The organism is endosymbiont GvMRE of Glomus versiforme (genome assembly GCF_003546845.1).
The window spans coordinates 130,245-156,785 of the sequence record NZ_NWVA01000003.1; the positions used below are offsets into that span (position 1 = coordinate 130,245).

Genomic DNA, 26,541 nt, shown 5'->3' on the forward strand with positions numbered 1-26,541 from the left:
TATCCTGTTTCGTCTTTTTCTTGTAAAAAAAATAAATTATATATATGTCCACAAACCAAACTAAACCACGATTTTTTACTGGTATTCAGGCTACCGGAACTTTACATTTAGGGCATTATTTAGGGGTAATCAGGCACATTTTAATATTACAAGAAGAATATGAAGTAATCATCATGATTGCTGACTTGCATGCTCTAACTGTTCCCCAAAAAGAAATGAATTATCAAGAAAAGGCTAAGGAAATTGCTGCTTTGTTATATTCTTGTGGTCTGAAAGAGGACTGTAAAATATTCATTCAATCCCAAATTAAAGAGCACCTGGAACTGGCTTGACTTTTATCTCCTTTGGTAACTGTAAGCGAATTAAGCAAAATGATCCAATATAAAGAAAAAAAAGGAAAACAAGAAACCGGAAATTTGGCCTTGTTTTCTTATCCTGTTTTAATGGCTGCTGATATTTTTCTTTATGATGCAGACTTAATAATTGTTGGTCAAGACCAACAGCAGCATTATGAACTAGCCACTGATATTTTTCGCAAGTTCAATAATTTTCACCAAGCATCAAAACAAGGCATCGCCTTGCTAAAATTACCAATATTTAATGAATTTTCTCAATTAGGAAGCAAAATAATGGGTCTCCAAAACCCAGAAAAAAAAATGTCAAAAAGTGGAAGTGAAAAGGACTATTTGGCCTTACTTGATGAACCTAAAGATATCAGAGATAAAATTAAGAAAGCAGTGACAGATTCAGAAAAAAAAATTTATTATGATCCAGAAAATAAGGATAAACTTGGTACTTCTAATCTTTTACTTATTTATGCCTTGCTCAAAAAACTCACGGTAAAAGAAGCAGAAAAAGAAGTAAGTGATTTAGACCATCGCAGATTTAAAGAAAAATTGTCAGAATTAGTTTGTGATAAACTTCAAACTATTCAAGAAAAATTCTCCATTTACCAAGCCAAAATTACTGATTTATTGGAAAAAAATCGGCATTATTGTCAAAAACTGGCTCAGCAAAAAATGAAAAAAATCAAAAGTAAAATGAAATTGATAAATTAACAAGAAATATAAGTTGAAAACATTTAAGTTAAAAATATAATTATAAAGTAATTATTATGAAAGAAATTAAAGTTAATAACTTGGACGAACTTTTAGCCGAGGTAAAAAAACATCTAAAATTCAAGAGAGAGAGAGAGAGTAGGCCATGACACATATCGCCTAAATCACAAAGAAAGTTACAATAAAGATACTAGCGAAAAAACTGGACCACTCGAAGGAATAGGAATAAGATTAAACGAGGAAATAGATATTCACATTGAAGAAGCAAAAAATTCCGAAAACACGGAAAAATTTGATAAACTTTTTGAAGAATTAAAAACAGAAATCAGTAAAATACTTTCTAATAAAGAGGAACCCACTAAAAAGTATTCTGAAGAGCATGGAAATATAAGAAACGAATGAACTTATTGAGAATGTTCAGAAACTAACAATTGAGAAACTATTAAAGACGATTTAAGAAAATTTTATTATCGGCATAAAAGTTCAATAGATCAAAAAAAAGATTTTGATAATTGAGTAGGACTAGACTAAAACGAAAGAGATTTTGTGGTGAATTTAGGAGAAAAAGGAAAACATTCAAATAAACCAGAATATTTAGAACATTATGATTATCCTCCGGGTAGAGATATTCACGTAACTATCACTACCGACAAAGACGAAATAAGAAATGCTGATTTGAAAAAAAATATTTTAAACTTTAAAAATGAGTTAGAAAAATACTGAAATGATTTAGTTAATGGCGTAAATACCAAAAAAACGGCTAATCAAAAACTAAACGAAGTTCACGAAATAAAACAAAGAGACCGAACGAAAACAAAAAGAAGCAGAAACCAAATAATAAAAGACTTGAATAAAGAAGAAGCCAGAGAAAAGAATAGCATGGAAAATCCTCAATCTAATCAGAAAAATTACTGACCTTGGATTTTCGGAGGAATTGGAACTTTGGGTTTGACTGGAATAGTAGTTTACTTCTTAACTAAAAAAAAGAAAAATTAGTGTTTTTTTTGATTTTTGGATTGCTTTTAACAGTTATAAAATAATTTTATTTTATCTTTTACAGTTCAACTTTTACCACTTTAATATTTTGTATTTTGTAGTTATCAATTCGTATTGCTAAATGAAAAACTATTGCTTGGTGAATAACTAAAATTTCCTTGTTTTTTTGGTAAAATTCCGTGTTAATAAATAACTTAAAAGTTGAACGCAGGTCAAATAAAGTTAAAGAAAAAAAATTACCTTTTTTTTGTAATTCTTGCAAAATAGCATAAATTTGGATCGTTTCTTGACCGACTGGCTTTTTAGAATTAGCAGAAAATTCTGCAAAGGCTTGGATTGGCATAGTTTTCTTTTTTTCCTTTCAAACTGAAAAATAGTTAAGGTAGATGCCTCAATTTTCTCATTCTTTCTTATTTATGTCACTATTTAGGAATACACTCTGAGTCAGTTCTTTTTGGTCGTCTTGCTTGTTTTGAATTCAGTCCAAAGTTGGCAAAAATCGAGAGGTGTTTGGGAAAATTTGTTTCAGTTGACAGTAACTAAGAACAGTTTCACTATTTTCAAGCAAGTCGCTGGTGTTTATTTTCAAACTGGCAAATAGACCAGTTTCAGTTCAACGTTGAAAATCATTGAGTTCAATTTTTTTTCAGTGATTACTTGTGCGATGAAGAAAATCTTCCCAATCGCGAAACTTTCCTTTTTTTTTTCTTTCAGTAATTATTGCTTCAAAAAAAGCCGGCTGAGAGTTTTCCAAATTAGCAAAACCCATCTGTAAAATTTTACCTCTTTGGCTTCATTGAATTTCAGAAAAGTTGATATCAGGACTATGAGGAACAAAACCAAAAAAAATGGCTTCTCGAAGATAAGCCAAAGTTTTTTCAGAAGAATTTACATAACTATTGAGAAAATAGGTAATTAAAGAAGTAAAATAATTCGCTTTCAGAAAAGCAAAATAATAACTTAGATAACTGTAAGCCACGGCATGAGATTTATTAAAAGTATAAGCACTGCTATTGATAATTTGCCCTCACAATTTTTCACTTTCTGCTCGGGAAAGTTTTTTTTGGCATTGTTGGAGAAAATTTTTCTTAAAATTCTCTACTTCCTCATTAGGTAGCAAAGAAGCGTTTTTGTTGTCATTTTTATCCATGAATTATAATACTAGTTTTTTTATCGTTTCTTAGTTGTTTGTCTTCTCATAATTGATTGTTTTCATTCATACTTTTTTCATATAAACAAAGCGAAACAAATAAAAATATGTATATGACTAGTTTTTTACATATCCAAGATAAGAAACAAAAAGATTTGTTAACCCTAAAAGCAATTACAGAAAAAGAAAAATTTCCTTCTCTGGTGGAAAAAAAAGATAGTAAACTTACCCTTATTTCCGAAGAAGAAACTTATTATCTTTATTTAAACAAGCAAGCCGAGGACTATAATTTCCATAAAATCTATAATTTTTTTGTCAATTTTTCCCAAGAAAACGAAAGAAATCTTAATATCGATGTCAAGTCCTTTGTTACTCCTAACTTGAAAGAAGAAATAATTTTACAAGCCATTATTGAAGGAACTTTATTTGGTGGTTATTCGTCTGCTACTTACAAAACTGATAAAAAAAAACTAAAAATTGTTGATTATCATTTAATAACTACTAACAAGCAAGCCTGAGATATTTGAATGAATTCATTTATTAAGTTAGCAGCAGTTAATTTTGCTCGTGGTTTGCAAGATATACCTCCTAATGAATTACATGCTAAAGAATTTGCTGAGATGGTAAAAAAAATATTTAGCACTTCTTACCACGAAGAACTTTCCGGAAAAGTTATACAAATCACAGAAAGCAAAAATAAATTAGCCGTTGCCAAAAAAGTCCGAGAAACGCAAAAAATTTTGTCTGGTCGATTAGACCAAGTTGAAGTAGAAATTTTGGATAAAAAAAAAATCGAGAAAAACAAAATGGGATTGTTGTTAGCAGTCAATGCCGGTAGCCATCACGAACCAAGAGTGGTAATTTTGCGTTATTTTGGTGATAAAAATAATAAAAAAAATGTTCTGGGATTAATAGGAAAAGGCATCACTTTTGATAGTGGCGGCTATGATTTAAAGTCTTCTCAGCATTTACAATGCATGAAATTTGATATGTCCGGAGCCGCAGCAGTTTGTGCTTCTTTTTTCGGTTTAATTCAAAAAAGCCCAAAAATAAATGTGGTAGCGGTGGCTTGCTTAACGGAAAATGCTATCGGAGGACACGCTACCCTTACGGAATCCGTAGTAAAATCAATGAATGGTAAAACAGTGGAAATTAATAATACTGATGCGGAAGGTCGTTTAGTTTTGGCTGATGGGATTACTTATGCCATTCGTGAAGAAAAAGCCACCAAAATCATTACTGTGGCTACCTTGACTGGAGCAGTAGTAGCAGCATTAGGAGAAAATTTAACCGGTGTTTTGACTAATGACCGCAAATTTTATCGAGAATTTCGACAAGCATTTGCTAAATCGCAAGAAAGATACTGAGAATTACCAATAATTCCAGAAAATACCAAAGCCCTAAAAGAAAACACTTCCATTGCGGACATTAGTAATATTAGTAGTAGCCGCTATATGGGTGCTTCCAATGGAGCCGCTTTTTTACAAGAATTTGTAGAAAAATTGCCATTTATTCACTGTGATATTGCCGGAACAGCCTGAAAAACTAAAACTAAACGAGGAACTGGAATAATGGTAAAAACTCTAATTGAATTTATGCTAATAGAAAAAAATAACTCTGGCAAAAAATAAAATTTACTAGCAGCCAACAAAGAATTTACAACTCGTCATTTTCATCCAATAAAAATTTCTTTATGAATGTATGTTGACAAACAAAAACTTTCTGAATTATTACAAAAGAAAGGTTATTGAGAAAAAAGAAAAAATCATTATTACTTTCAATATCATAGTTTAGTAGATAATGCTTGGCTATGACCGATGGCTACCACAGGAATAACATATATAGGTAGCGAATGGATAAAAAAAGAAAGCATTTGGGATAAAGTATGGGGATGAATTTTCTGAGCCGTGGCAATAATTCTGTTGTTTCTTCTTATTATTCGAGCGTTTAAAATTTATCCCTACGAAAGAAAAATAAAAATTTGTGAGCGTTAAAATTCGCGATATTGATTATCAGATTGCTAAAGAACTAGGAGAATTAGAAATTGTAGAAAATTTTAATCGCAATTTACTTTAAAGCAGTTTTAGATTTTTTCTCAAAAAGTGATTTTGTTCAAATTATTAAAAAAGAAAAGAGCAAAACAATAAGAAAAGCAAGCGGTAATCAAAGAAAAAATAACAAAGAATTTTTTTTAACAAGTCATTGGAAAATTGGGTAAGGATATTTTTTCAGGTAAAGACCTAATTTGTTTCCGTCACCAAAATTAAATCGGGAAAGAAAGTAAACATAAATAAAGTAAAAAACAGGCCAAATAAAAGAACATAAGATACTTCTGGCTAGCTTTTTTTTCAAAATATCTATTCTGGCTCACGCATAAAAGCAATAAATAGTTAAAGGAGGGGCAACTAAGTGCCAAAGAATTGAATTTAAGTTTAAAAGAAAAGAAGAATGTTTTCGTCCCAAAGCACCAAAAAATAAATTAAAGAGGCAAAACAAGAAAGTAGTTAAATTAAAAATAACTGACAAAAAAGGAATGAACTGGGATAACCACGAAGAAGTCTTTTTTTTTTCTTCTCAAATAATTGCTACTATTGCTAAAAGAGCCAAGATGGAAGAATGAACCGACCACCAAGTAAAAAAACGAAGCAGATGGAAAGGCAAGTGAAAAGGCAGATTATTTTGAGTTTTAAAAAAGGCTACTAAAATCCCTAATGAGTGGAGCAAAAAGGTTAAACTAATTATAATCCTTTTTTTCGAGCGGGCAAGCATTCTATAATAAGTTTTAAAGAAACTTAGCCAATGATGAGCGAAGTTTTAAGTACTTTTATGGTTAATCATTTTTCGGGCTCGCTTTAAATCGCTTTCACTTAAAAAAGCAACTTTTCGAGAACTTTTTCTTTGTCTGCTAGTTTTATTGCCAAATAAATGAGAAGTATTGGATTTTCCTCTTTTTAATTTGCCATTCGCAGTTTTTTTGGCAAATCTTTTAGAGAAGGCTTTTCTTGATTTTATCTTTATCTTCGGCATATATTAATTTTACTTAATGTTTGGTATAGATTACTAATTTATCCCGAGCCAAATCTTTTAGTTTTCTTTCAAACTCTTTTTGCTTTTCTTGGTCTAGAGCATTATCAGTTTCGTCTAACAGAAAAACAACTGCTTGGTTTCTAGTAATAAAAAGATTATTAATATTAGCCAATTGTCTTTGTCCGGTAGAACCAGTTTCAATTAAGTTGTCATGAGAAGCATAAGCCACATTGTTTTCTCGTCAATGCCTTAAATTAATATCTTGGTAGAGATTATAAATTTGTCCGTCTTGGCATTCAACCATTACTTGCCCTTTTTGAGGTTTAATTACTCCTAAAATTAAATAAAGAATGGTGCTTTTGCCGATGCCATTTTCTCCAAGCAGGAGCTTAACTTCTCCTTTGGTGAAAGAATGAGTATAATTTTCAAGAATTCATTCTGAACTGTCTTGGTATTTAAAACTTACTTCTTCAAAATTAATTGCTTTGATTACCACTTCCTTTGGAAAAATTGTTCCTTGAAGGTTATCATTTTTTTCTGGGAGAGAGAGAAAACGATTGACTCTGTTTAAAGAAGAGGCATATTCACCATATTCCCAAAAACATTTAAATATTTCCTGGAAATTCTCAAAAATCCATCACATTGGTAAAATATTTTGACCCGCTTCTGAAAATGTTCCGACTATAAACAATAAAAGATAAGGAAACATTTCTGCTAACCAATGGACAGGAATAGTTTTGTTTAATGATTTGGTGCGATTAAAAGAAAGCACTAATTTTTCATTTGTATGGCTGACTTTTATTTGCTTATCTCGGTATTGGGGAGTTAAGCCCATACTTTCAATCAAATTAGCTTTTTCGGTTTCTTTATTAATTACGGTTCATTCTTTGGTTAACTCTTTTTTATATTTCTTTTCATTTCTTAAAACTAAGCGGGTAAAAAAATAACTAACTATATTGATTAAAAGCAGCCAAAAGCAAGAAAAAAAGGTCATTTTGTTATCCATCTTGCTAAATTTTCCCCAGCGCAGTGAAATTAGCAAAATGATAGTGAGGAGGCTATGATAAACATGATTAGGCAAGTGTTCCCAAGTATAGCCAATTTCGCCTGAATCAAACTCAACCAGGATATTAATTTCTTTGCTTCTTTTCTCTCTTTCTTCAAAAGGCAATTGTCTAAATTTATCTAGTAAGTGATTTTTGACATAATGACCACCTTGGACTCTTAATTCTTCTTCTCATAAACTAGAAAAATAAAAAGTGAGAGCATAAAGGAAAACCAAAATTATCCCTAAAAGAATAAATTTTTCTTTGGTCAAGGAAGTAAAACATCCTCGGAGTATCTTAGGCAATAATAAGGAATAATTATCATCAACTATTTTCTTTTTCGAAACAAGGTTATCAATAATTAGCATTAAAAAAACCGAAAGTACTGTTAAAATTGTGGCAAGGAGAAAATTCCTAATTACTTTAAACTTGAATTTTTCGTATAAAGTTCAAAAATTAATCTTTTGTTTTTGGTTTTCTTTTGGCGGGGACATTTTGTTTATTACTATATTATTCATTTTTAAAGTTTAATGTGGATTTGATTGTTTATTTAAGCATTGTCAGAAAGAGAGGGAAAAGTCATTTGCTCGATTTCTGAAAAAACAAGAGGATTTTTAATCAAATAATCGATTACTGATTCTCGACCATTACCTATTTTTTTTTCTTTATAAGAGTATCAATTGCCACTTTTTTGAATTATATCTTTTTCAACTGCTAAGTCAATAATTTCTCGCTCCTTTTGAATGCCTTGTCCAAAAATAATTTCCAAGTCGGCAGCTTTTTTTTTAAGAGAGCCAAAACTATTTTTGATTATATTAGCCTGGGTTTTTATTCCAATATACTCGGTATCTTTTTGGATTCTTTCTCTGGGTCTCAGCATAATCCGCAAACTAACATGATGTTCTAAACTTCAACCGCCTGGAGTAGTTAACTTGGGGCCAAAGAAACTGCTCGAAAAGTCTTCTCTTATTTGATTGATGAATATTAAAATTACGTCCTTGTCGCGCATTTTTAAATTAGTGATTGGTAATCTTTCGGAAATTAACCGTGCTTTGGAAGCAACTCCTTGTGATTCAGCACCCTCTTTTAAATTAGCCTCAGGTATCAAAGCTGCTACTGAATCTACTACAAATAAACTTACTCCTTCTTCAATGTTCTTATTAATGAATCTAAAAACTTCTTCTCCGCCTAAGGAGTTGAATTTAATTAATTCCTTAGCGTTTACACCAATGTTCGCAGCATATTCATTATTTTTTCCTAATTTATTCTCTAAGTCTATATAAGCGGCTATTTTTCCTTGTTTTTGACATTCACTTATCGCATGGAGAGCCAAAGTAGATTTTCCCACGCCAGGCTGACCGAATATTTCTATAATAGTTCCATAGATATAGCCGCCTGCTTCTATTATCTTATCCAACAAAAGACTTCCAGTTGACAAGATTTTTCGACCACCTAAACCACTTTCTTCTAAAGTGCTAACTGATTTTTCACCGAATTCTTTTTTAGTGTTTTCAATAATTTTTTGGATTTGCTGTTGGATATCAATTTCAGGATTTTCTTCAGAAGATTTTTTTTTAAGCATATTAATATTTTTGTGTTTTTCCCTTGTTTTTAAAAAATATTTGTTATTACTGTTGAATTAAACTTGAGACGAAAAATCCACTTTGTCAATCCAGAAATTTTTTATTTTGCAAACTGCTTCTGGCGAGAAAAATACTGTTAAAATTTTATTATCTTAATGAATCCTTAGCTTAGTTGGTTAGAGCGCCCGTCTCATAAACGGAAGGTCGGGGGTTCAAATCCCCCAGGATTCACCAAGTATTTATAAAAACTTATCAGAAAATATTTTTAGCATTTTCTCTAATTATTTAAAATTAATTTAAACAGGAAAAAGAAAACAAACTAAAAATTTAATAATGCCTGAATTACCCGAAGTGGGAACTGTTCGCCAAATATTAAGGACTGAAATAATTGGAAAAACTATCCGTGAAATAGAAATTTATAAGCCAGAAGACAAAACAAAAGAGCGAAAGAGTTTGATTAAAAAAATCAGTGAAGAAGAATTTATTAATGCATTAATAGGTAAAACTATCCATGAAATAGACAGAAAAGGTAAATATTTATTTTTTATTCTTACTAACCAAGAAAAAATTAAAACCCACGCGTTAGTTAGTCATTTAGGAATGACCGGAAAGTATTTTATAGAGGAAAAAATACTTGATCCTGCTTCGAAACAAGAGCAAAAGGATTTGTTTGAGAAGCACAATACTGACGAGTCAAGGGTCTTAACTTTTTACTTAGATGATAGTAAAAAAACAACGAAATTAACTTACTGTGATGCCCGCCGATTTGGAGGTTTTATTCTACAAACTTTTGATGATTATAAGGAATCAGAGCCTTACAAAATTATTGGAACTGATTTGCTTGAGGAAAAAGTAGATACTAAACTGCTTTTTGAATATTATCAAAAACGCAAAGTCCCAATTAAAACTGCTTTATTAGAACAAAATATTGTTAGCGGAATTGGTAATATTTACGCTTCAGAAATACTTTTTGACACTAAAATTCACCCTTTAAAAAGAACTAACCAACTTACTAAACTAGAGGTAGACAATATAATCCACTCAGCCCAAAAAATTTTAAAAGAAGCCTTAAATTCAGAAGGAACTTCAGAGTTTGATTTTGTTAATCCTTTAGGTAAAGAAGGTTCTTATCAGAATAAACTAAAAGTCTATAACCGAAAAGGTAAGCCTTGTCCTAATAAATGTGGAAGTTTAATTAGAAAATTAATAAAAGAACAAAAAGAAATTAACAAAGAAAAAATAAATAAAAAAAAACCGAAAGAAAGAAGCACTTTTTTTTGCCCTCAATGTCAAGTTGCCTAAATTTATTTTTTTGCTTCTGGCTTTTTATCACTTTTCTTACGCCAAATTAAAAATGCTACCAGACCACCGATTAACCCGATTGCTAATATTCCTACTGGAATGATTATATGCCAAGGAGTTTTGTTTTTATCGTTTCCGCTATCTGAACCGGTAGAGGAAGTTTTAGCGGATTTGGAAGTTGGAGAAATTTGCTCTTCTTTTGAAGAATCAGTCGGATTTTTTTCCTCCTCTTCACTCTCTCTCTCTCTGCTTGCTCAATAAGTTGTCTGAGAATAGGTTGGTATTTTTTTCAACTTTCTTCTTTTTTTTTAATTGATTCAATAATCGTTTTTTTTTCTTCTTCACTCAATTGTTTAGCCTTATTCATGTTTTCTTTTGCTTGTTCCGCAAATGCACGAATAGCAGGAATACTCTTAATTAGAAGGTCAAGAAACTTTAATTCTTGTTCGTTAGGACTAACTTGTTTTTTCTCTCATTGGTCAATATAATCAAAATATATTTTTGAAGTTTTGGTGTCAATTTCATCCTGCAAAAAAAATTCTTCTTTTTCAAACTCATCTTGGCTTTTGGCTGGATTATTAGCGTAAACCATTAAGAATTCACGACTTAAATTTCCTGCTTCTAATAAAGAAATATTAGGATTATTTAACTTTTCCTTGATTTTCTGTAATTGGGCTTTTCTTTTTTCGCTTGACATATTTATATTATTGTTTTTAACTTTTTCCTTATAAATTAGCAAATAAAACCAGCAAAAATTCCTTATGTCTAATTTATCTTTTGACAAAGAAAAAAAACGTCAGATAATTCTCGAAAATTTTAGCAATCCCACTCATGAAGTTTCTTTGGTTAAATTAAAAGAAATTAGTAATAACTTAAAAGTTCCTTTTCACACTTTTTTTAGTTTAAATACTGGTTGCGGAGATACAATTCATTTACTTATTCAGCAAAAAAATAATTTTGTTGAACTGGCTTTTTTTGCTAGCGAACAACAAGCCTGTTGCTTAACAGTCGCAGCAACTAATATTCTCTGCCACTGAATGGAAAATAAAAAAATGGAATTAGTAAAAACCGAAATTGAAAATATGGAAAAAATGCTCCAAAAGCAAAATTATCAGTTAAATAACTGTTCGCAAATAGAAGTTTTTAACGATTTGTCCCAATTTCCCCAAAGAATAGAATGTGTTAATTTAGTTTTAAGAGGAGTAAAAAAATGCTTATTTAATTAAATTTATAATGGTGACTATAAAACTTATAATATAAATAATAAATATGATGATAGAAAAAAGAGCAAAAAACGAATTTTTATTTAACACATTTAGCCCAAGAGAGAGAGAGAGAGAGAGAGAGATTATTATAGCAAAAAAAATAGGACTCAAAAAGGAGCAGGATATTTTGTCAATATTTAAGGAGGGGAGGGATTAATATGTTTCGACAAGAAGAATTTAGATTTGAAGTTAAATGTAATGACTGTAATCGGAGTTATGAAGTATTCATAAAAGGAAATTATGATGCTGATTTTGAAGGCGAAAGAGAACGAGAAACAAATAGAATTAAGCCGAGAAGGTGTAAAGACTGCCATAGTAACAATATAAGAGTAATTTCTTTGGTTAACACAAATTCATTAGATGGTATTGATTTTGGTATTGATTGTTACGGAATTTTAGGATTGCCAGAAAATTCTCCGAGAAGAACTATTTTAGTAAAAGGACGGGAACTTTCTGCAAAATTAGATAATGAACTTCGAGTTATAATTCCCATGTTAATAAAAAAAGAAATAAAAGAAGAATGAAAGAAAGAAGGAAAAAATTTTAACCATTTAGAAGTTGAACAAGAAGTAGAAATAAGAATCAGAATTGATTCCTATGAGTATGAAAAAGACAGATTTGGCAATTTTGTATTGGATTCAAAACGTAACAAAATTCCTACTAAACACTTAACTGATAAAAGAATTTTGGAAAAAACAGAAGAATTAAGGCTTGTCAAGGATGCTTATCAAATTTTATTTGATAATGAAAAAAGAAAAAAATATGACAATGGTTTTATGGGTGTTAAAGGGAGAGTTGCCTGTTTTAATCATCAGCCAGAAGCAAATGAAAAAATCCCCCTTAATGGAGTTGGTCTCTGAAAAGACCGAGCAAAGAAAAATGGCTATCTTTATTTTTGCCACGAGAGATGCTTAAACGAGTATCTTAGAGTGAATGGAAAAACTGGATCTAGTTCAAGTGGAGCAGGAGGAAGTTCAGGAGATAGTTCTAAGTGAAAAACCTGCTATATTTGTCAGCAAAAGAAAGACCCCACGAGGATGAGAAAGAAAAGAAGGGAAGAAAAATATGCTTGTTTTGATTGTCATAGCAAATTTCTTACTTGTCACCAATGCCCGAAAAAATGCTGACCTGGTAGCCGAATTCCAGTAAAAGAAGCAGGAAGGAATGCAAGATTTTGTTCCCAGGAATGCGTTAACGATTGATGAAAAAACAATAATCAATATCATAATAATCAAGAAAGAATAGCCAAAGAAGAATTAAAAAAAATTATCGATGAGGCTAGCAACGGAAAATTAAAGACTGCTGAGGAAATTCAAAATGCCATTGATGTATTAAAAACTTTTGGCAGTTCTCCTTCTGGTAGTGCTAAAAAAAAGGCTTGGGACGACAATTTGGCTCAAAATTCGTCTGTTTATGACAGTCTTCAAAAAAAAAAGAAAATTGTTGATTTACAAAATGAGGTAATTAAAGAAGTTGAAGATTATTGAATTCTTAAAGTTGGTTCCTTGACAAGCAAAATCAACAACCAAACCATAGAACAGGTTTTAAATCAAGGCTTAATTCCTCCTTATACGTGAAAAACTAATTTACATGACAAAACTACTCGTAATGAAGTTATAGTACAGCGAAACGTCTTGATCGGATTAATTAATAAGGAAATTACGCAACAACAACAACAACAACAACAACACACTCCTCCTTTTTCTTTCTCTTCTTCTAGTTATCAATCTAATAGTGGAGGAAGTTATTCCAGTGCTAATGCTTCATTTACTAACACTTCCTCACAGGCCCCCCCCTCTTCATCACAACAAAATGATGTTCCTCGATCTTCTTCAACGACAAGTGAAAATTCTACTTCAAATGGAAACAGCAATAGTTCTGGTTCTAGTTCACCAGAAACTCCTTCTTCACCAAGTTCTAGCATTGGAAGTGGAGGTTCAGCAGGATCTTCTTCTTTTGGTGGTGGAAGTTATTATCCTAGTACTTCTTCTGCCTCTACTGATTCTTCTTCTGTTTCTCCCGAATCACCAGATGATAAACCAATTTCCAGCAGCGAAAAACCCGAAAAGCCTGCTTCCTTTTCAGATAAAAATAATCCAGAATTAGAAAATATTGTAAAAACTGGTCAGGAAATACTAGAAAATGACCAGGCTAATCCTGAACAAATTCAAGAAGTAGTTGAAAAATTAAAAGATTATGCTAATTCAGAAGACATAAATAAACAAAAAAATTGAAAAGATAATCAAGAGACTAATGAAGAAGTTCTTATTCAAAATATTGCTAAATTAATCAGCAAGCAACCGCTCAAAAAGGCCAAAGAAACTGTTAAACAAGAAATAAAGCAATTACAAAAAACCAGCAAAACTTTCGCTAATTTAAGTTCAGATTGAGAAAATAAACTTGAAAAGCTAGAAACTTCCCAGCAAGTAGCCAATTTTGTCCAAAAATTAGCAACTCAAACAATTAACCAAAATAAAATTGAAAAAATTAAGTCAACAACTCCAACTAACAATAATAAACCAAACTCTAAACTAATTGCTGCTGCTGGAATTGGTGTTTTATTGCTAGCAGGCTCCGCAGCAGTAATATTTTTTTTCCAAAAGAAGAAAAAATAATAATATGAAGAAAAATCTCCACAGTCCCCTTTATTTAATAAATTATCATTGTATTTCTTGCCAAACAGAATATCAAAATTGGTCTACTTCTCAGAAAAATAAAGAAATTGCCACTTGTGCAGAATGCAATCCTGCTTACAAAGGAGAAAGTTTAGCCAAAATAAGAGTAGGAAGAGCAGAAAAATTTCACCAAAGACAAAAAAAAGCCCAAGAAAAAGCAGCAGCAAAAGCCAAATAATCACTGTTATAATCTCTTTAATTTTAAAAAGTTATAGAATATAAATTGATATCTTTTATTCTTCTTCCTCTGCTTGGTGATTAATTTTCTTGGCCTGACAAGATTTACAAAGAGGAAGATAATTTCCGGCGGAGTCGCCACTTTTATTTTTTTCTCCTTGGAGGCCAGGTAAAAGTTTTTGAAAGTAATCTGGAGAACGGGGGATATATTTGCGACATCCTAAGCATTTAGTATTAACACAATCAAAGCAGATTACTCCTTCTTCTTTATCTTTATCTATGTAATAAGGAGTATCAAAGATTTTTTTTTTACAACTATCGCAAAATAAATCATTAAACTCTTCGCGACAACTTCGTGAACAAAACTGATTGCCTTGCTTATCAATATCTTTACTAAAAAACCCTCACCAACTAAATTTTTTAGCACAGGTGGCACATCGATTTTTTTCTTCTATTGGTAATGATTGAGAACTGGAAACCGAATTTAATTTTTCTCAAGTTAAATCGTCTGAAGATAAACTGAAATCACAAATCAATCTTTGAGCATATTTCCTTTTACACGGAGGACGAATTAATTTCAGTATCTCATTACAAATAAGTTGGATTATCTGTTTTAATTCTTTTTTATCAAAATGGTCGAGTTCTATACCATAACAATAATCTTCAGTTAATTCTAATTTTTTCCTCTTTTTTGTCCAAGAATAAAATTTTGTTCTTTCTTTGTAATTGTCTTCTTCTAATTTTCTTTTTAAACTTTTGCATTCTCTAAGTAGTGATTGAAAGTTATCAAAAATGAACTCTTTATTTGCTTCCATTTTTTCCATATTAATTATTTTAACACCATTTACTATCAGAACACAACAAAAACGATTAAAATTATTAATTAATTTATGAATTTACTCAGTCCAAAAATTTTGTGAATTGCTACTAATAATCAAGATAAAGAACAAGAATTTAAGGAAATCCTTCATCCTCTGGGCTGAACGGTTAAAACTTTCCGTGACTTAAAAAAAGAATTTGAAATAGTTGAAAATGGTAATTCTTTTGCCGAAAATGCTTTAATTAAAGCCAGAACATTAGCCAAAATTACCAAGCAACCTTGTTTAGGAGAAGACAGCGGACTTTGTTTAACTGCTTTTCATAATTGACCAGGAATTTATACCAAACGAGCCAAAGGAAACTTAACGAATAAGCAATTTAACCAATTAATTTTAGCCGCCATGAAAGAGAAGAAAAACCGCAAATGTATTTTTGTTTCGGTTTTGGCTTATGTTGATCTCCAAAAAAAGATTGAAAAAATTTTTGTTTCTTCAGCAAAAGGCGTGGTCTCGAAAAAGTTTATGGGTAAAAATGATTTTGGCTTTGATCCTATTTTTTATTTTCCACAACTAAAGAAAACTTACGCTCAACTTACTTCTCAAGAATGCGAAAAAAACAAAATTAGCCCTCGTATTCAATGCTTAAGAAAATTTTTGCGTTGATATAAATTTTAAATATAGACGGAACATAGTCGAGTGGTAAGACTCCTGACCTGGGCTCAGGCAGTGCAGGTTCGATTCCTGCTGTTCCGACCATAACATTAAAATTAAGGCGAATATTTTTTTAATGAGTTGAAACAATAAAGTTTGTTATTTGTTTTTATTATTTTCCTTATAGAGTTTTTGGCATTTTTTTAAAATTTCTTCGGCTTCTTTTTTACCTTTAAATCCCATTACTTCTACTTTTTTATTTTCTAAATCTTTGTAGTGGGAGAAAAAATGGATAATTTTTTTCTTTCTTTCTTCAGGAACATCTTCTAACTTCTGAATATAGTCTAATTCAGGTTCATTGTTATCTACTGCTAATAATTTATCGTCTTGCTCTCCGTCGTCAATCATTTTTAAAATTCCAATAACTCGCACCTCAGCATATTGAATCTTGGCATAATCCTTTGAGGAGGAAGTTTTTTCAGTTAAACAAACAACATCTAATTCGTCTCCATCTAAAGCTAATGTTTCGGGAACAAAACCATACTTTTCCGGATAATACATAGCCACTGATAAAATTCTATCTAGTTCTAATTTCTTGGTAATTGGATTATATTCATATTTATCAGAACTACCTTTTGGTATTTCAACGATCATTTTCATATTGAAAGTTTTAATTGTTTTACTTAATTTGTATAAGAAAAGATATGATGAGAAGACTGGATAGTCCTTAACTGGACAAACGGCTAACAAATGCCGAAAATAAAAAACTGGGGAAGTTCATCCCAACAACAGAAAGAGCAGAAACAACTCCCGAAGAGAAAGGTAGTTTTAGCGTGGAAGTAATTTGTAGCGGTAAAGATATCAGCAAAAGCCAAAATCCCAGCAAATAGCCATGGAAACTTATTTCGAACATCTGATTAATTCTGTTTACCAAGCTTATCAGGATATTCTTATTAAGAAACACAGCAACATTTACTCCTTGCACTCCGCGGTGGTTAAATTCGGTGGATTTCAAAAGTTATAACTGACACGGCAGAACTAGACTAGGGAAAAAGAAACAGGAAACTTAATCATTTACACCAAAGAAATTCACTTAAACATTTTGTTTGCTTACTGTTTAGCAGGATTAAAGAGTAATATTCCCAACTTTGCCGAACTCTTTGGTTTTCAGAAGTTAATCAACGCTATCGCCCACGAATTAGCCCACTGTCTTATGACTAATTATAAACTTAATTTCGGTCAAGAACACGGAACCGAACACCAATAACTAACCCAAGATATCGAGGCTTTTCTGTGAACTCTTTATGAAGTGAAAGAACTAAAAAATTACAAAATTGAAAAGAACTTGTAAAGGGTTTAAAATAGAAAGAATAAACAGATGAAATTTTAATCAAAAATTATTAAAAATATAATGTATGAATGAAATCATAAACAAAGAATTAGTATTGCTAACCATTGAAAGCAATAATGAACAAGTGGGACAATTGTTTATAGCAACTAATAAAGCAAAGAACCTAAAAGAACAAAAAAGGCTATTGTCATTAGCATTAACTTTGTCAAGTTATTTTCAAAAACTAACTAGCCAAGAAATTAATGCTGATTTATCTTTAATAATTAAGACAATAAGAAAAATTAATTGTGTTTCTCCAGTAAGTTTTATGCCGGCTTTGACACCTAAGGAGAATTTAAAGGAACATAAGCAAAAATTCATGCTTTTATTTAGTGAAGTTTCCGCCGAGAGATTAACTGAACTACAAGAAATAGAAAGAAACGCTTATTTAAGAAAATGCTGTAAAAGTTGTCAAAAAGATTTTCAAACAATAAGAGAAAAAGCAAGCCAAGAAGCAACTGATAGATTTTTCTTTTGCCCTAATACTAAGTGTATTAATTTTGGTTTAGAGAAAGGAGAAGGGAAATAATATGAGTGAAAATAAAGAGTGTAGTGAGTGTCAAGTAGATTTCCCAGTCAATCAAAAGTTTAAGTATTATTGACTAGTTAAAAATCAAGGGGGAGCAGTTAGATCCAAAGAAATCTGTTCTAACTGTTGAAATAAAAACCAAGAAACTTATAAACAATTAAAAGAAGGACATGATACTATTAAAGAAGTAGAGACATACATTGGGAGTAGAGATGGCATGACAACTGGCAACGACCAACTTATAATGCGTAATATTTGAACCGCCTGTAAAGAAGAAACTTGCGACAAGAAATTTGATCCGTTTTCCGTAGAAGCATTAAGACACAATCCTGCGTGCGTAAGTATGCAAAATATTAGTTTTGATACCCATGAAGAATTAAATAAAAACCCTGCTTTAGTTAATACTTTAGAAGAATTAATTCAACAATGAATGGAAAGCATGGAATATCAGAGAATTTACTACAAAAATGACGAAATAGGAATAGTTACCAAAGATGGTGAAGTAAAAGGAGTGAGTTACGTGGATATGGGTGGCACACAAAGAAACTTTTGAAACGAACTAACTCGACTATTAAAAACTAAAAAGCCTAATTATGAAATTATAAGAATAAATAGTAGCAATCAACCTAACACAAGGAGAGAGAGAGCAAATCAGAATCCAGTCCTGAATTGGAACAAATTCGGCAATTCTTTCAAGACAATAATATAAAACAAGTTGAATTAAAAGGAGAAGACTTATTAATAACTTACAATGATGGAAAAAAAGAAACTTATTCTTTAAGTAATAACCAAGAATTAAAACCAATTAAGAGTTATTTACAAAGTCAAGGCAAAAGTAAGATAACTTTTGAAGAATTAACTGAATTAATTCAAAACAAATCAGAGAAAAAGAATTATTGACCTTGAATAATTGGCAGAGGAGTTATTTTAGCAGGAATTATTGGCTTAGTTATTTGGTTAGTGATGAGGAAAAAGAAAGGCGGAGAGAAGGGATAGGATGAATAAAATCAAGCCATTTTTAAAGAAAGATTTCGAAATAGAAGAAGAAATAAGAGACTTTTTCACTGAGTATTTAGAAGTAGTTTTTTCGAAACTCAAACATTTGAAAATGAATGAAAACCCCGCGTCATCCATGAAAAAAGAGAAGAAAGAGTAGATGCTTTGGCTCTGAAAAAAAAAGATAACAATGATGAACTTCGAGCGGTATTTTTAGAGTATAAATGCAAGAATTCTAGTAGAGAACCAATAGGGCAAATAACTGACTATAAACAAACTGTAATAAATCTTGACAAACATAATTATGAGCATTTGGAAAACAAGTTTAAAAAAATAACCAAAGACAAAAATAATTGATCTAGCAAAGGAAACGCAATAGGAAATTTTTGGAAAAGAATGTTACTTATTTGTGTAGTTGACACTACAACCTATTATAACTTCAATAATCTTAAAACTAATGCTGACAAAAGAAAAGAAGAAAACCTTATTTTGTTGGAGATTAAAAGATACGAAGACCAAGAAAATTATTTTGTTTACTTGGATTTGCTTAATAAAGATAACCGAGACAAATGACAAGGGCTATTAGGAATGAAATCAAAAAGTTTGATCATTCAAATTCCAAAAGAAGAATGAAAAGAAAAAAAGATAGGAAGCAAATCTAAGCGAGGGTCGCAGAAACCTGCCACTATCAAAACTAAAAAAACACTCTCTCACATACCCGAGCGTGCGGGAGAGAGTAGAGAAAAGGAAAATGTAAAGCCAAATCTAGAACAGTTTTTAGCAGAAAATAAGGCAGATGAACAAACAAAGGAAATGGCTAGAGAAATTGATAGTCACATTTGTTCACTTGACAAATCAATAATCGGAGAAGCTAGCCAACCGGTAAAAAACAAATTCACATTTTTTGCTTATCATCACAAAGAAAAAAAATCTTTTTTATCTTTTTGTTTACGGATAAAGGAAAAGAAAATAAAAGCATATTTAAAAAGAATAAGAGAAACAGAAATTACTAACAATATTTGAGAGATAAATAAAGAAAAAGGTGGTTATCAAAAACAATTCAATTGAATAGTTACTGTTAAAGATAAAGCAGATTGTAAAAAACTCACCAACTCAGTCAAAGATTATTTAGAAGCCATAAAATAAAAAATTAGTAACTAGACTAAAGAAAAAAATAAATATGAAATCAAAAAGTCAATTGAAACTAAAACTCAAAAATCAACTGAAAAGACCTTTGTCAGTTAAATGCTTTAAATGCTCTAATTCTATTGAAGTTTAAATATTGCTACGAGAAGTGCTTTTTCTCATATTCACTAGAATTAGTTCTTATTTTATTGAGGTATCAATTATTTTATTAAGCAATTCTGGTTGATGAATAGCCATTTCTGATAATTGCTTAGGATCTAATTCAATTTTTGCTAATTTGAGTGAACGTATTAAAGAAGAATATTTTAATCCTCTTGCTCGACAAAAAATATTCAAGCGCAAAATTCATATGCGATGGAAAAACCTTTTTCTTTGTTTTCTTCCTATATAAGCATCTTCCCAAGCATGCATTAATTGCTCTTTGGCTGTTTTGAATAATTTGTGTTTAGAGCCATAAAAACCCTTGGCTTGTTTTAAGATTTTTTTTCGTCTCTCTCTAGTGACTGGTGTGTTTTTGGCTCGCGTCATTATTGTATAATTATAATTTTATGTCCTTAGTTCGTTTAATGAAGCAGAATTATTGGTAAAAATAACTGCGAAAATTCTCGTTTTCTTAGTAATAACTTCTTGGGAGATTCAGAAAAGAACATAAATATGAACAAAAAAAATCTGGCGGAGATAGAGGGATTTGAACCCCCGTGGGACAACGTCCCCAACAGTTTTCGAAACTGTGCCTTTCAACCACACTCAGGCATATCCCCATAGTAATGTTTTATAATATTTTTTAAAGTTAGAAAAAGAGTTATTTTTTTTATGATTAACTAACTGAATTTTTTCTGAACCGCCTCAAAAAAGAATCTTCGCTTTGTGGTTTTTGTCAACATTTTTAGTATTTGTTTTAAAAAAATAAAATAAGGTCTTGATGTCTTGCGCTTCTTTTTTTCTTGATAAACAAAAAATTGCTTTGTTTTATAAATATTACCTTCTGGGTGATTTAAGTTGATTAGAGTCAGCCAAAAGTCAAGCCCAAACTGAAAAGCAAAAAGCCAAAATTGCTTGGTTTTTATCTTGCTGTGAAAAGGAAAAATATCTAATTACCCAAATTGAAAGTAAATTAAAAGAAGGCTGAAATTTTTCTCGCTTGCTTCCTCTGGAAAAGGCAGTGTTAATTTATGCTACTTATGAAATACTTTTTACCGAAGAGATTTTTATTCCTGCTTTTATTAACCAAATTATTGATTTTAGCAAAAGATATTTAGAGGAAGGTAAATACAAATATATTAATAAAGTATTAGATTTAATATACAAATCAAAGCAATAAATTATTGTCAACCAAAAGGAAAATACCAACCAACACAAGTATTACAGTAAAGAAGCCAAAATCACAAGCAGAAAAAACCAGTACCAACTAATTTTATTTTAGTTAAATCTTTTTCAATATTTACCATATTAATTTCTCCGCTTTGGGACTGTAATATTGCTTTTTTGCGATACTTTCCAGCTTGCCACTTACAAAGGAAATATAAAAGAAAAAGAGCATAAGTTAGCCAAGGAACACGATTGTAGGAAATAGAATCATAAATTTTTGGAGAAATTTCTCTTAACCAATATCTCCTCCCGCTAGGAAATTTATCAATGTTATGAAAAGGAAAATACAAAAATCCTATGGTTAAGAAAATATAACTCGATAAAGTTCACTTAATAAAGGAAAAAGCAAAATCTTTTTTGGTAGAAAAATAAAACTTTCGAAAATAAAAAAATCGGCAAATAAAAAAAATAATTAAAGGAACCCAAAGAAAAAAGTTCATGGTATATTTTGGATAGCGAGTTTTACCTAATCATTGAGGATAGAAATATTGAAGCATATTACTCTTAATTATTATAATAAAATTTTAGCACATTGCTTTTCTTTTTAGTTTTGTCAATGTCTCTTAATTCCATAAAGTAGCAGTAAAATTACTTCAACAAATTAAATTTGTCAACAATATTATTCATCTTTCTTTGCTTTTTTCCACCAAAAATAACCAATTAAACTGGCGGCGATAATAACTACTGCTCCAATTCCTAGTATTCACCAGAGGGGAGAATTAGAACAAGAGCACAAAGTTCCTTCTTCTATTCATTCTCTCCTTGTTGTTTCTTTGGCTAACTTTTCGTCATAACCAATAAGATTTTTTGTTATTTTAATATCCTTAAACTTGAAGCATTTTTTACACTCTATCAATATTAAACTAAATTTTTCTGTTTCGAGTTTGATATGTTTGCTCCCGCATTCAACGCAAGCACCTATGCCAAAATACAATTCTTTAATATTCTTTATCTCTTTTCTATTACCACAACTTAAACATTCTACATAATTATCAGACATTATTCTTTTTTTCTCCTTTTAACTAATCAAATAATAACTCCAATTAACACTAATCCTAAAATTCCGCAAATTATTCAAGGTCAAGACCTAGGAAGATTATCCCTATGATCCGAATCAGATTTTGATCTCCCTCTTTTTTCAACATCCTCACCCGAGGGCGAAATTGCGTCATCATCGTTTTCTTCATCTTTTTTAGGAGGAGTTTTTTCCTCAAAACATTTTTTACAAAATAATTTTCCGTCCTTATGACAACCCTCTAACTTAACTTCCAAATCATCCATTTCTTTTCCGCATTTACTACATTTTTCCATTATTTATCCTCCTTTCCTTTGGTAAAATACCATATCAACAAACCTATCATTATAAATACTATAATTCCACTTAAAATTCAGGGTAAATAATTATTTTTGCTCGGTCTTTGAAAATCACTTTTGCTGCTGTAATTCTTATTAGATTGGTAACATTTACACCATTTGTCAGTTTTATCCTCTCGCTTTAATTGTTCTTTTTCTGCTTCGCTATCTTTGCTAGAAAAATTGTGAAAGTTAAGCAAGAACTAGACCAACAAGCCAAACAATTACAACAAATCAGTCAAGAAAAAACCAAATTAAGCACTGAACTGAGCCAAACTCGCAATGATTTAAAAAAAACTAATGAAAACTTAGCCCTAGCCCAACAAAAGAACACTGAATTAACTCAGAAAGCCCAGAATCGGATTAAAGAATTAGAAACTAAATTAGAGCAAGCCCAGTCTAAACCTGACCTTAAATCTGCCCAGACCCAAATTAATTTAAGTGATAAGCAAATTTCCCTCTTAACCCAGCAATGAAATCAAGTAGCTCAATGAGCCCAAGAGCAAGGAATAGATACTAATAAGTCTTGAAATCTTACTAGTCTAAAAAAGAAGTTAGAAACAGAATTAACCACTGCTAAAAAAGAAATCACTTCTTATCAGCAAACGCACCAAAGCCACGCTGAAGAATTAACTAAAACTAATAAAAAAGTAGAGTTCTGAAAAGGTGAATACCAAAAAGCTTTGAAAAGTGGTAAAGTTAAACCGGAAAGTGAACCAGAACCAGGAAAAGCAACCACTACTAATAAAGAACCAATTAATCCTTGATTACTAGGAACAATTCTTTTAGTAGCGGGAGGAGGAATTTGGTTAATAAGCCGCAAGAATAAATAACATGTTAGAACAACTAAGACAAGAATTACAAACTAGAAGAAATGAATTTGAAAGGATTAGAAATAAATCAAGTTCACTAAGAACTAAAATAAGCCAATTACTCACTGAAATAGACTGATTAAATAATCTTGTTGAACTTGCTCCTTGTTTATGGATTAAAGTAAGCAACCAAGAAGAACTTAGAAGCCTTAGTTTAAGACAATTTAAAAAACTCCTATTTATTGATTTAAGTGATTGACCTGTCGATGAAGAACTCGTCTGAGATTTACAGCAAACTAAGAACGATTTTATTGTGTTTTGGCGTAATCTAGACATATCAATGAAATTATTTAGAAAAGAAAAACGTAATATTAAAATAAAGTTATTAAATGTCAATTCAGAAGATGTTGTTCAATTCAGTAATTTTTCTAGTCCCTATTTATTAGCATACTCTTGAAAAGACAAAGTTTTTTCTTATTTATCAAAAAGGGTTGTTCATGATGAAATAAGAGTAATTTATGGCAAAAAAATTGACATAATTAGTGATTTTATAGCCGGCTCTTCTAGTTCAAGTCCAGCCATTCAAACCAGCCCAAATACCAATAATTAATATGAAAAAATTTTTAAACATTAAACAACAAATCAAAGGAGAGAATTATGGGAATTAAAGACACAGTAAAAGAATGAGCTTCTGAGCAATGAAACTATTATGTAAAAGACCCTATTGCTAAAAAAACTGAAGAATTAGAAAACCAAGCTAGCCAGAAATGAAATGAATACAGTGGTAAAGCCCAAGAACAAGCCGCTAAACCATTTAACTATTACCGAGAACAAGAACCTTTTTATCGAGGATTGTTCTGAATTGCCTTGGCCCTATTGCTTATTTTGTGAATTATTAGTGGGAGTTAGATTATGATTGAATTACAGAAATTAAAACAAGAATTAAGCCTGAGAAAGGAAGAGTTTCAGGGAATTAAGGAGAAAGTAAAACGAATTTGTCGAAATTGTATAGAAATGAATAAAGAACATGAATTCCGATTAGCTAGAATTTATGAGGCTGGTGTTTCTTATAGAGGAAATATTGTCATTCCCCATGAAGTTAGTTTTGAAGAAGTCTTGAAAGATGTAAGGGAAACTAATGAAATTAAGTATAGAATTGTAAATTGGGAAAAAGCACAACAAGTGTTAAGAGATGCTCCACTTGATAATATTCCAAATTTTTTATTAGTTAAACAAATTGATAACAACAGAGAAGATATTTATGAAATCCTGGAAGGAGATCATCCTATTATTGTTGAGGAGGTAGATTAAAGAAATATGGATAAAGTCAAACAAAAAATCAATGCACTTAAAGAAAAAGTCGAAAAAGCTGAACAAGAAAACGAAGCACTTCGAAGCATTCTCTTCAAGTGCAGTTGTGGAAATATTATCACTAATGCTAATTTAGCCAGTAAAGTTCAGCAAGAAAAACAGATTTTAGAAGCATTCCAAGTTGCTCTTGTGAAATTAAAGAATAAATTAAATTACTTTGTCAGGCACAAATTAAACAATTTATTAGATAAACTTAACCCAATTATAATCCCTCCGCCTTAAAATTAATGTATTATGCCAATAAATAAAAATAGCTCTAAAAGATTTGTTTTTCCTCCCAAGGAAGAATTTGAGCGAGTAGTAAAAAGAATAGCACGCAGCGAGAGAAGAACTAATATCGGCTTAGCTTCTAATGCTACTCCGGTAGAGAAAGCGAAGTATAAACTCTGCAAAACTATCCTTGGCTACAAGCAAGATAACGAATTAACCACCAAAGATATTGCTAAGCAACTAGGATTAACTGTTGCTAGAACCGAAGCAATTTTATATTCTCATATTGATAAGTTTGCTTTGGAAGAGTTAGCAGATTATGCTAATATCTTACATGTTCCTTGCCAATTAAGAATTAATATTCCTTATGCTCAAAAAGAAATTGCCTCAAAAGCCCACTAATTTAAGACCTTATTCCTATAGTGCGATAATTAATAAACGATGGTTTACTAAACTAGAAGTTAGTCCTTATTATGAAAAACATAACCAAGAATATCTAGAAGCTTTAAGGAAAAGAGGAATTAAATTGACTCCTAAATTAACCGAAAAGTTAATCACAGATGACTTAATTAGAAAATTAGCACAAAAATTAGATGGAGAAAAAGTAGATTCAGAAGGCAGATATTACTACTGAACTTACTATTCTTTTAGAGTTTATTGAGGAGTTAAAGCTTACCGATTAGTTTGATGTGTCGCTGATAATGAACCACATATTTTAGGTATCATGGATTGTTATCGGCAAAGTAGATTTGATAAAGACAATTAAAATAATCTATATCCCTGCCCTTATTTAGCCCTTTCCTTTATTGCCTTTCTATTTCTTGTTCTAGTTGCTTTTCTTTGGCTCTTAACTCTTCTGCTTCTCGGCAAAACTTTGGATGATAAATAATACAAAGAATAACACCTAGCACACAAATCACTCCAATTGTTATAAAAAAACCATTAAACCACTTACTTGCTGTTGGATATTCTTCAAACATATCACTAAAAAGTCATTTGAAAAATATAAGTTCAACNGATTAACTGTTGCTAGAACCGAAGCAATTTTATATTCTCATATTGATAAGTTTGCTTTGGAAGAGTTAGCAGATTATGCTAATATCTTACATGTTCCTTGCCAATTAAGAATTAATATTCCTTATGCTCAAAAAGAAATTGCCTCAAAAGCCCACTAATTTAAGACCTTATTCCTATAGTGCGATAATTAATAAACGATGGTTTACTAAACTAGAAGTTAGTCCTTATTATGAAAAACATAACCAAGAATATCTAGAAGCTTTAAGGAAAAGAGGAATTAAATTGACTCCTAAATTAACCGAAAAGTTAATCACAGATGACTTAATTAGAAAATTAGCACAAAAATTAGATGGAGAAAAAGTAGATTCAGAAGGCAGATATTACTACTGAACTTACTATTCTTTTAGAGTTTATTGAGGAGTTAAAGCTTACCGATTAGTTTGATGTGTCGCTGATAATGAACCACATATTTTAGGTATCATGGATTGTTATCGGCAAAGTAGATTTGATAAAGACAATTAAAAAATAAATTAAAGAAAAATATTAAATATGATAAGCATTGAAACCAACCCTTTTACAAAATCATTCACACACACACACA

The 26,541-nt window shown here is 30.8% G+C and carries 39 protein-coding genes and 3 tRNA genes; 29 read left to right on the forward strand and 13 right to left on the reverse strand.

Going from position 1 to position 26,541, the window contains the following annotated elements:
* Positions 1–44 precede the first annotated feature (44 nt).
* The 3 genes from trpS (at position 45) to GvMRE_RS07605 (ending at position 2,054) form a co-directional block, all read left to right on the forward strand.
* Positions 45–1,058 (forward strand): tryptophan--tRNA ligase, encoded by a 1,014-nt coding sequence (gene trpS / locus GvMRE_RS07600; RefSeq protein ID WP_147410619.1) that lies wholly within the window; start codon positions 45–47, stop codon positions 1,056–1,058.
* A gap of 56 nt (positions 1,059–1,114) precedes the next feature.
* Positions 1,115–1,243, forward strand: coding sequence for a hypothetical protein (locus tag GvMRE_RS14395; protein ID WP_281267963.1), 129 nt, complete (start codon positions 1,115–1,117; stop codon positions 1,241–1,243).
* A gap of 361 nt (positions 1,244–1,604) precedes the next feature.
* On the forward strand, positions 1,605–2,054 hold the full coding sequence (locus tag GvMRE_RS07605) for a hypothetical protein (protein WP_147410620.1): 450 nt from the start codon (positions 1,605–1,607) through the stop codon (positions 2,052–2,054).
* A 58-nt stretch (positions 2,055–2,112) separates the two neighbouring features.
* On the opposite strand, the gene GvMRE_RS07610 is transcribed toward GvMRE_RS07605, so the two are convergent.
* The gene (locus GvMRE_RS07610; RefSeq protein WP_147410621.1) at positions 2,113–3,204 is read right to left on the reverse strand and encodes a helix-hairpin-helix domain-containing protein; all 1,092 of its coding nucleotides are present in this window, start codon (positions 3,202–3,204) and stop codon (positions 2,113–2,115) included.
* A gap of 113 nt (positions 3,205–3,317) precedes the next feature.
* On the opposite strand from GvMRE_RS07610, the gene GvMRE_RS07615 reads away from it, so the two are divergent.
* From GvMRE_RS07615 to GvMRE_RS07625, 3 genes are all read left to right on the forward strand, one after another.
* A complete protein-coding gene (locus tag GvMRE_RS07615; RefSeq protein ID WP_216361632.1) occupies positions 3,318–4,835 on the forward strand; it encodes a M17 family metallopeptidase in 1,518 nt (505 codons plus the stop codon).
* A gap of 66 nt (positions 4,836–4,901) precedes the next feature.
* Entirely contained in the window at positions 4,902–5,198 is a 297-nt protein-coding gene (locus tag GvMRE_RS07620) for a hypothetical protein (protein WP_147410622.1), read from the forward strand.
* A 539-nt stretch (positions 5,199–5,737) separates the two neighbouring features.
* Positions 5,738–5,980: a hypothetical protein gene (locus GvMRE_RS07625; protein ID WP_147410623.1), complete on the forward strand. Its 243-nt coding sequence runs from the start codon at positions 5,738–5,740 to the stop codon at positions 5,978–5,980.
* 38 nt (positions 5,981–6,018) lie between these two features.
* Here GvMRE_RS07625 and GvMRE_RS07630 read toward each other — a convergent pair whose 3' ends face one another.
* From GvMRE_RS07630 to GvMRE_RS07640, 3 genes are read right to left on the reverse strand one after another with little or no spacing between them, the layout of a single operon-like run.
* A complete protein-coding gene (locus GvMRE_RS07630; protein ID WP_147410624.1) occupies positions 6,019–6,231 on the reverse strand; it encodes a bL35 family ribosomal protein in 213 nt (70 codons plus the stop codon).
* 13 nt (positions 6,232–6,244) lie between these two features.
* Positions 6,245–7,795, reverse strand: a complete 1,551-nt coding sequence (locus tag GvMRE_RS07635) for an ATP-binding cassette domain-containing protein (protein ID WP_147410625.1) — start codon at positions 7,793–7,795, stop codon at positions 6,245–6,247.
* Positions 7,796–7,827: 32 nt separating this feature from the next.
* Positions 7,828–8,859: a recombinase RecA gene (locus tag GvMRE_RS07640; protein ID WP_147410626.1), complete on the reverse strand. Its 1,032-nt coding sequence runs from the start codon at positions 8,857–8,859 to the stop codon at positions 7,828–7,830.
* Positions 8,860–9,017: 158 nt separating this feature from the next.
* Here GvMRE_RS07640 and GvMRE_RS07645 point away from each other — a divergent pair.
* Positions 9,018–9,094, forward strand: a tRNA-Ile gene (locus GvMRE_RS07645).
* A 99-nt stretch (positions 9,095–9,193) separates the two neighbouring features.
* Positions 9,194–10,162, forward strand: coding sequence for a bifunctional DNA-formamidopyrimidine glycosylase/DNA-(apurinic or apyrimidinic site) lyase (gene mutM / locus GvMRE_RS07650; protein ID WP_147410627.1), 969 nt, complete (start codon positions 9,194–9,196; stop codon positions 10,160–10,162).
* A gap of 103 nt (positions 10,163–10,265) precedes the next feature.
* Here mutM and GvMRE_RS07655 read toward each other — a convergent pair whose 3' ends face one another.
* Positions 10,266–10,859 carry a hypothetical protein gene (locus GvMRE_RS07655; RefSeq protein ID WP_147410628.1) on the reverse strand — a complete coding sequence of 198 codons (594 nt, stop codon included), beginning with the start codon at positions 10,857–10,859 and terminating at the stop codon, positions 10,266–10,268.
* 64 nt (positions 10,860–10,923) lie between these two features.
* On the opposite strand from GvMRE_RS07655, the gene GvMRE_RS07660 reads away from it, so the two are divergent.
* Genes GvMRE_RS07660 through GvMRE_RS07670 form a run of 4 tightly spaced genes read left to right on the forward strand, consistent with a single transcriptional unit; the run spans position 10,924 to position 14,280 of the window.
* The gene (locus tag GvMRE_RS07660; protein ID WP_147410629.1) at positions 10,924–11,388 is read left to right on the forward strand and encodes an iron-sulfur cluster assembly scaffold protein; all 465 of its coding nucleotides are present in this window, start codon (positions 10,924–10,926) and stop codon (positions 11,386–11,388) included.
* A gap of 43 nt (positions 11,389–11,431) precedes the next feature.
* Entirely contained in the window at positions 11,432–11,584 is a 153-nt protein-coding gene (locus tag GvMRE_RS13720; protein ID WP_172575318.1) for a hypothetical protein, read from the forward strand.
* A 1-nt stretch (position 11,585) separates the two neighbouring features.
* The gene (locus GvMRE_RS07665) at positions 11,586–14,042 is read left to right on the forward strand and encodes a GumC domain-containing protein (RefSeq protein WP_147410630.1); all 2,457 of its coding nucleotides are present in this window, start codon (positions 11,586–11,588) and stop codon (positions 14,040–14,042) included.
* A 4-nt stretch (positions 14,043–14,046) separates the two neighbouring features.
* Positions 14,047–14,280 (forward strand): 50S ribosomal protein L31, encoded by a 234-nt coding sequence (locus GvMRE_RS07670; RefSeq protein WP_147410631.1) that lies wholly within the window; start codon positions 14,047–14,049, stop codon positions 14,278–14,280.
* A gap of 55 nt (positions 14,281–14,335) precedes the next feature.
* On the opposite strand, the gene GvMRE_RS07675 is transcribed toward GvMRE_RS07670, so the two are convergent.
* Complete coding sequence (locus GvMRE_RS07675; RefSeq protein WP_147410632.1) at positions 14,336–15,103, reverse strand: hypothetical protein; 768 nt, start codon at positions 15,101–15,103, stop codon at positions 14,336–14,338.
* A 66-nt stretch (positions 15,104–15,169) separates the two neighbouring features.
* Here GvMRE_RS07675 and rdgB point away from each other — a divergent pair, with 66 nt between their 5' ends.
* On the forward strand, positions 15,170–15,772 hold the full coding sequence (rdgB, locus tag GvMRE_RS07680) for an RdgB/HAM1 family non-canonical purine NTP pyrophosphatase (RefSeq protein WP_147410633.1): 603 nt from the start codon (positions 15,170–15,172) through the stop codon (positions 15,770–15,772).
* Between the two features lie 7 nt (positions 15,773–15,779).
* Positions 15,780–15,853 (forward strand) — tRNA-Pro (locus tag GvMRE_RS07685).
* A 54-nt stretch (positions 15,854–15,907) separates the two neighbouring features.
* On the opposite strand, the gene GvMRE_RS07690 is transcribed toward GvMRE_RS07685, so the two are convergent.
* A complete protein-coding gene (locus tag GvMRE_RS07690) occupies positions 15,908–16,408 on the reverse strand; it encodes an inorganic diphosphatase (protein ID WP_147410634.1) in 501 nt (166 codons plus the stop codon).
* Positions 16,409–16,850: 442 nt separating this feature from the next.
* Between GvMRE_RS07690 and GvMRE_RS13725 the strand changes: the two genes are divergently transcribed.
* The 6 genes from GvMRE_RS13725 (at position 16,851) to GvMRE_RS07710 (ending at position 19,809) form a co-directional block, all read left to right on the forward strand.
* The gene (locus GvMRE_RS13725; protein ID WP_172575319.1) at positions 16,851–17,015 is read left to right on the forward strand and encodes a hypothetical protein; all 165 of its coding nucleotides are present in this window, start codon (positions 16,851–16,853) and stop codon (positions 17,013–17,015) included.
* A 148-nt stretch (positions 17,016–17,163) separates the two neighbouring features.
* On the forward strand, positions 17,164–17,667 hold the full coding sequence (locus GvMRE_RS07695) for a hypothetical protein (protein WP_147409729.1): 504 nt from the start codon (positions 17,164–17,166) through the stop codon (positions 17,665–17,667).
* A 1-nt stretch (position 17,668) separates the two neighbouring features.
* Positions 17,669–18,376, forward strand: coding sequence for a hypothetical protein (locus GvMRE_RS07700; protein ID WP_147410635.1), 708 nt, complete (start codon positions 17,669–17,671; stop codon positions 18,374–18,376).
* On the forward strand, positions 18,337–18,663 hold the full coding sequence (locus GvMRE_RS07705) for a hypothetical protein (protein ID WP_147410636.1): 327 nt from the start codon (positions 18,337–18,339) through the stop codon (positions 18,661–18,663). The genes GvMRE_RS07700 and GvMRE_RS07705 overlap by 40 nt, the downstream gene beginning before the upstream one ends.
* Before the next feature lies 1 nt (position 18,664).
* Complete coding sequence (locus GvMRE_RS13730) at positions 18,665–18,823, forward strand: hypothetical protein (protein ID WP_172575320.1); 159 nt, start codon at positions 18,665–18,667, stop codon at positions 18,821–18,823.
* Between the two features lie 5 nt (positions 18,824–18,828).
* Positions 18,829–19,809, forward strand: coding sequence for a hypothetical protein (locus GvMRE_RS07710; protein WP_147410637.1), 981 nt, complete (start codon positions 18,829–18,831; stop codon positions 19,807–19,809).
* A gap of 180 nt (positions 19,810–19,989) precedes the next feature.
* Here GvMRE_RS07710 and rplT read toward each other — a convergent pair whose 3' ends face one another.
* Positions 19,990–20,337, reverse strand: coding sequence for a 50S ribosomal protein L20 (gene rplT / locus GvMRE_RS07715; protein WP_147410638.1), 348 nt, complete (start codon positions 20,335–20,337; stop codon positions 19,990–19,992).
* Between the two features lie 142 nt (positions 20,338–20,479).
* A tRNA-Ser gene (locus GvMRE_RS07720) sits at positions 20,480–20,570 on the reverse strand.
* 161 nt (positions 20,571–20,731) lie between these two features.
* On the opposite strand from GvMRE_RS07720, the gene GvMRE_RS07725 reads away from it, so the two are divergent.
* On the forward strand, positions 20,732–21,130 hold the full coding sequence (locus tag GvMRE_RS07725) for a transcription antitermination factor NusB (RefSeq protein ID WP_147410639.1): 399 nt from the start codon (positions 20,732–20,734) through the stop codon (positions 21,128–21,130).
* A 1-nt stretch (position 21,131) separates the two neighbouring features.
* Here GvMRE_RS07725 and GvMRE_RS07730 read toward each other — a convergent pair whose 3' ends face one another.
* The 3 genes from GvMRE_RS07730 to GvMRE_RS07740 all read right to left on the reverse strand — a co-directional run bounded on the left by GvMRE_RS07730 (position 21,132) and on the right by GvMRE_RS07740 (position 22,488).
* Positions 21,132–21,674 (reverse strand): hypothetical protein, encoded by a 543-nt coding sequence (locus GvMRE_RS07730; protein ID WP_147410640.1) that lies wholly within the window; start codon positions 21,672–21,674, stop codon positions 21,132–21,134.
* Positions 21,675–21,796: 122 nt separating this feature from the next.
* Entirely contained in the window at positions 21,797–22,177 is a 381-nt protein-coding gene (locus tag GvMRE_RS07735; RefSeq protein ID WP_147410641.1) for a hypothetical protein, read from the reverse strand.
* A complete protein-coding gene (locus tag GvMRE_RS07740; RefSeq protein WP_147410642.1) occupies positions 22,177–22,488 on the reverse strand; it encodes a hypothetical protein in 312 nt (103 codons plus the stop codon). The genes GvMRE_RS07735 and GvMRE_RS07740 overlap by 1 nt, the downstream gene beginning before the upstream one ends.
* Positions 22,489–22,715: 227 nt before the next feature.
* On the opposite strand from GvMRE_RS07740, the gene GvMRE_RS07745 reads away from it, so the two are divergent.
* Genes GvMRE_RS07745 through GvMRE_RS07775 form a run of 7 tightly spaced genes read left to right on the forward strand, consistent with a single transcriptional unit; the run spans position 22,716 to position 25,689 of the window.
* Positions 22,716–23,363, forward strand: coding sequence for a hypothetical protein (locus GvMRE_RS07745; RefSeq protein ID WP_147410643.1), 648 nt, complete (start codon positions 22,716–22,718; stop codon positions 23,361–23,363).
* Between the two features lies 1 nt (position 23,364).
* Positions 23,365–23,952: a hypothetical protein gene (locus GvMRE_RS07750; protein WP_147410644.1), complete on the forward strand. Its 588-nt coding sequence runs from the start codon at positions 23,365–23,367 to the stop codon at positions 23,950–23,952.
* Between the two features lie 47 nt (positions 23,953–23,999).
* Positions 24,000–24,251 (forward strand): hypothetical protein, encoded by a 252-nt coding sequence (locus GvMRE_RS07755; protein WP_147410645.1) that lies wholly within the window; start codon positions 24,000–24,002, stop codon positions 24,249–24,251.
* Positions 24,252–24,254: 3 nt separating this feature from the next.
* Positions 24,255–24,653, forward strand: coding sequence for a hypothetical protein (locus GvMRE_RS07760; protein WP_147410646.1), 399 nt, complete (start codon positions 24,255–24,257; stop codon positions 24,651–24,653).
* 6 nt (positions 24,654–24,659) lie between these two features.
* The gene (locus GvMRE_RS07765) at positions 24,660–24,935 is read left to right on the forward strand and encodes a hypothetical protein (protein WP_147410647.1); all 276 of its coding nucleotides are present in this window, start codon (positions 24,660–24,662) and stop codon (positions 24,933–24,935) included.
* A 12-nt stretch (positions 24,936–24,947) separates the two neighbouring features.
* The gene (locus tag GvMRE_RS07770; protein ID WP_147410648.1) at positions 24,948–25,325 is read left to right on the forward strand and encodes a hypothetical protein; all 378 of its coding nucleotides are present in this window, start codon (positions 24,948–24,950) and stop codon (positions 25,323–25,325) included.
* Positions 25,291–25,689 (forward strand): hypothetical protein, encoded by a 399-nt coding sequence (locus tag GvMRE_RS07775; protein WP_147410649.1) that lies wholly within the window; start codon positions 25,291–25,293, stop codon positions 25,687–25,689. Before GvMRE_RS07770 ends, GvMRE_RS07775 begins: the two co-directional genes overlap by 35 nt.
* Before the next feature lie 37 nt (positions 25,690–25,726).
* Here the strand turns inward: GvMRE_RS07775 and GvMRE_RS13735 are convergent, their stop codons facing one another.
* Positions 25,727–25,903, reverse strand: a complete 177-nt coding sequence (locus GvMRE_RS13735; RefSeq protein ID WP_172575321.1) for a hypothetical protein — start codon at positions 25,901–25,903, stop codon at positions 25,727–25,729.
* 160 nt (positions 25,904–26,063) lie between these two features.
* On the opposite strand from GvMRE_RS13735, the gene GvMRE_RS07780 reads away from it, so the two are divergent.
* Positions 26,064–26,462: a hypothetical protein gene (locus tag GvMRE_RS07780; RefSeq protein WP_147410649.1), complete on the forward strand. Its 399-nt coding sequence runs from the start codon at positions 26,064–26,066 to the stop codon at positions 26,460–26,462.
* The last annotated feature ends 79 nt before the right edge of the window (positions 26,463–26,541 follow it).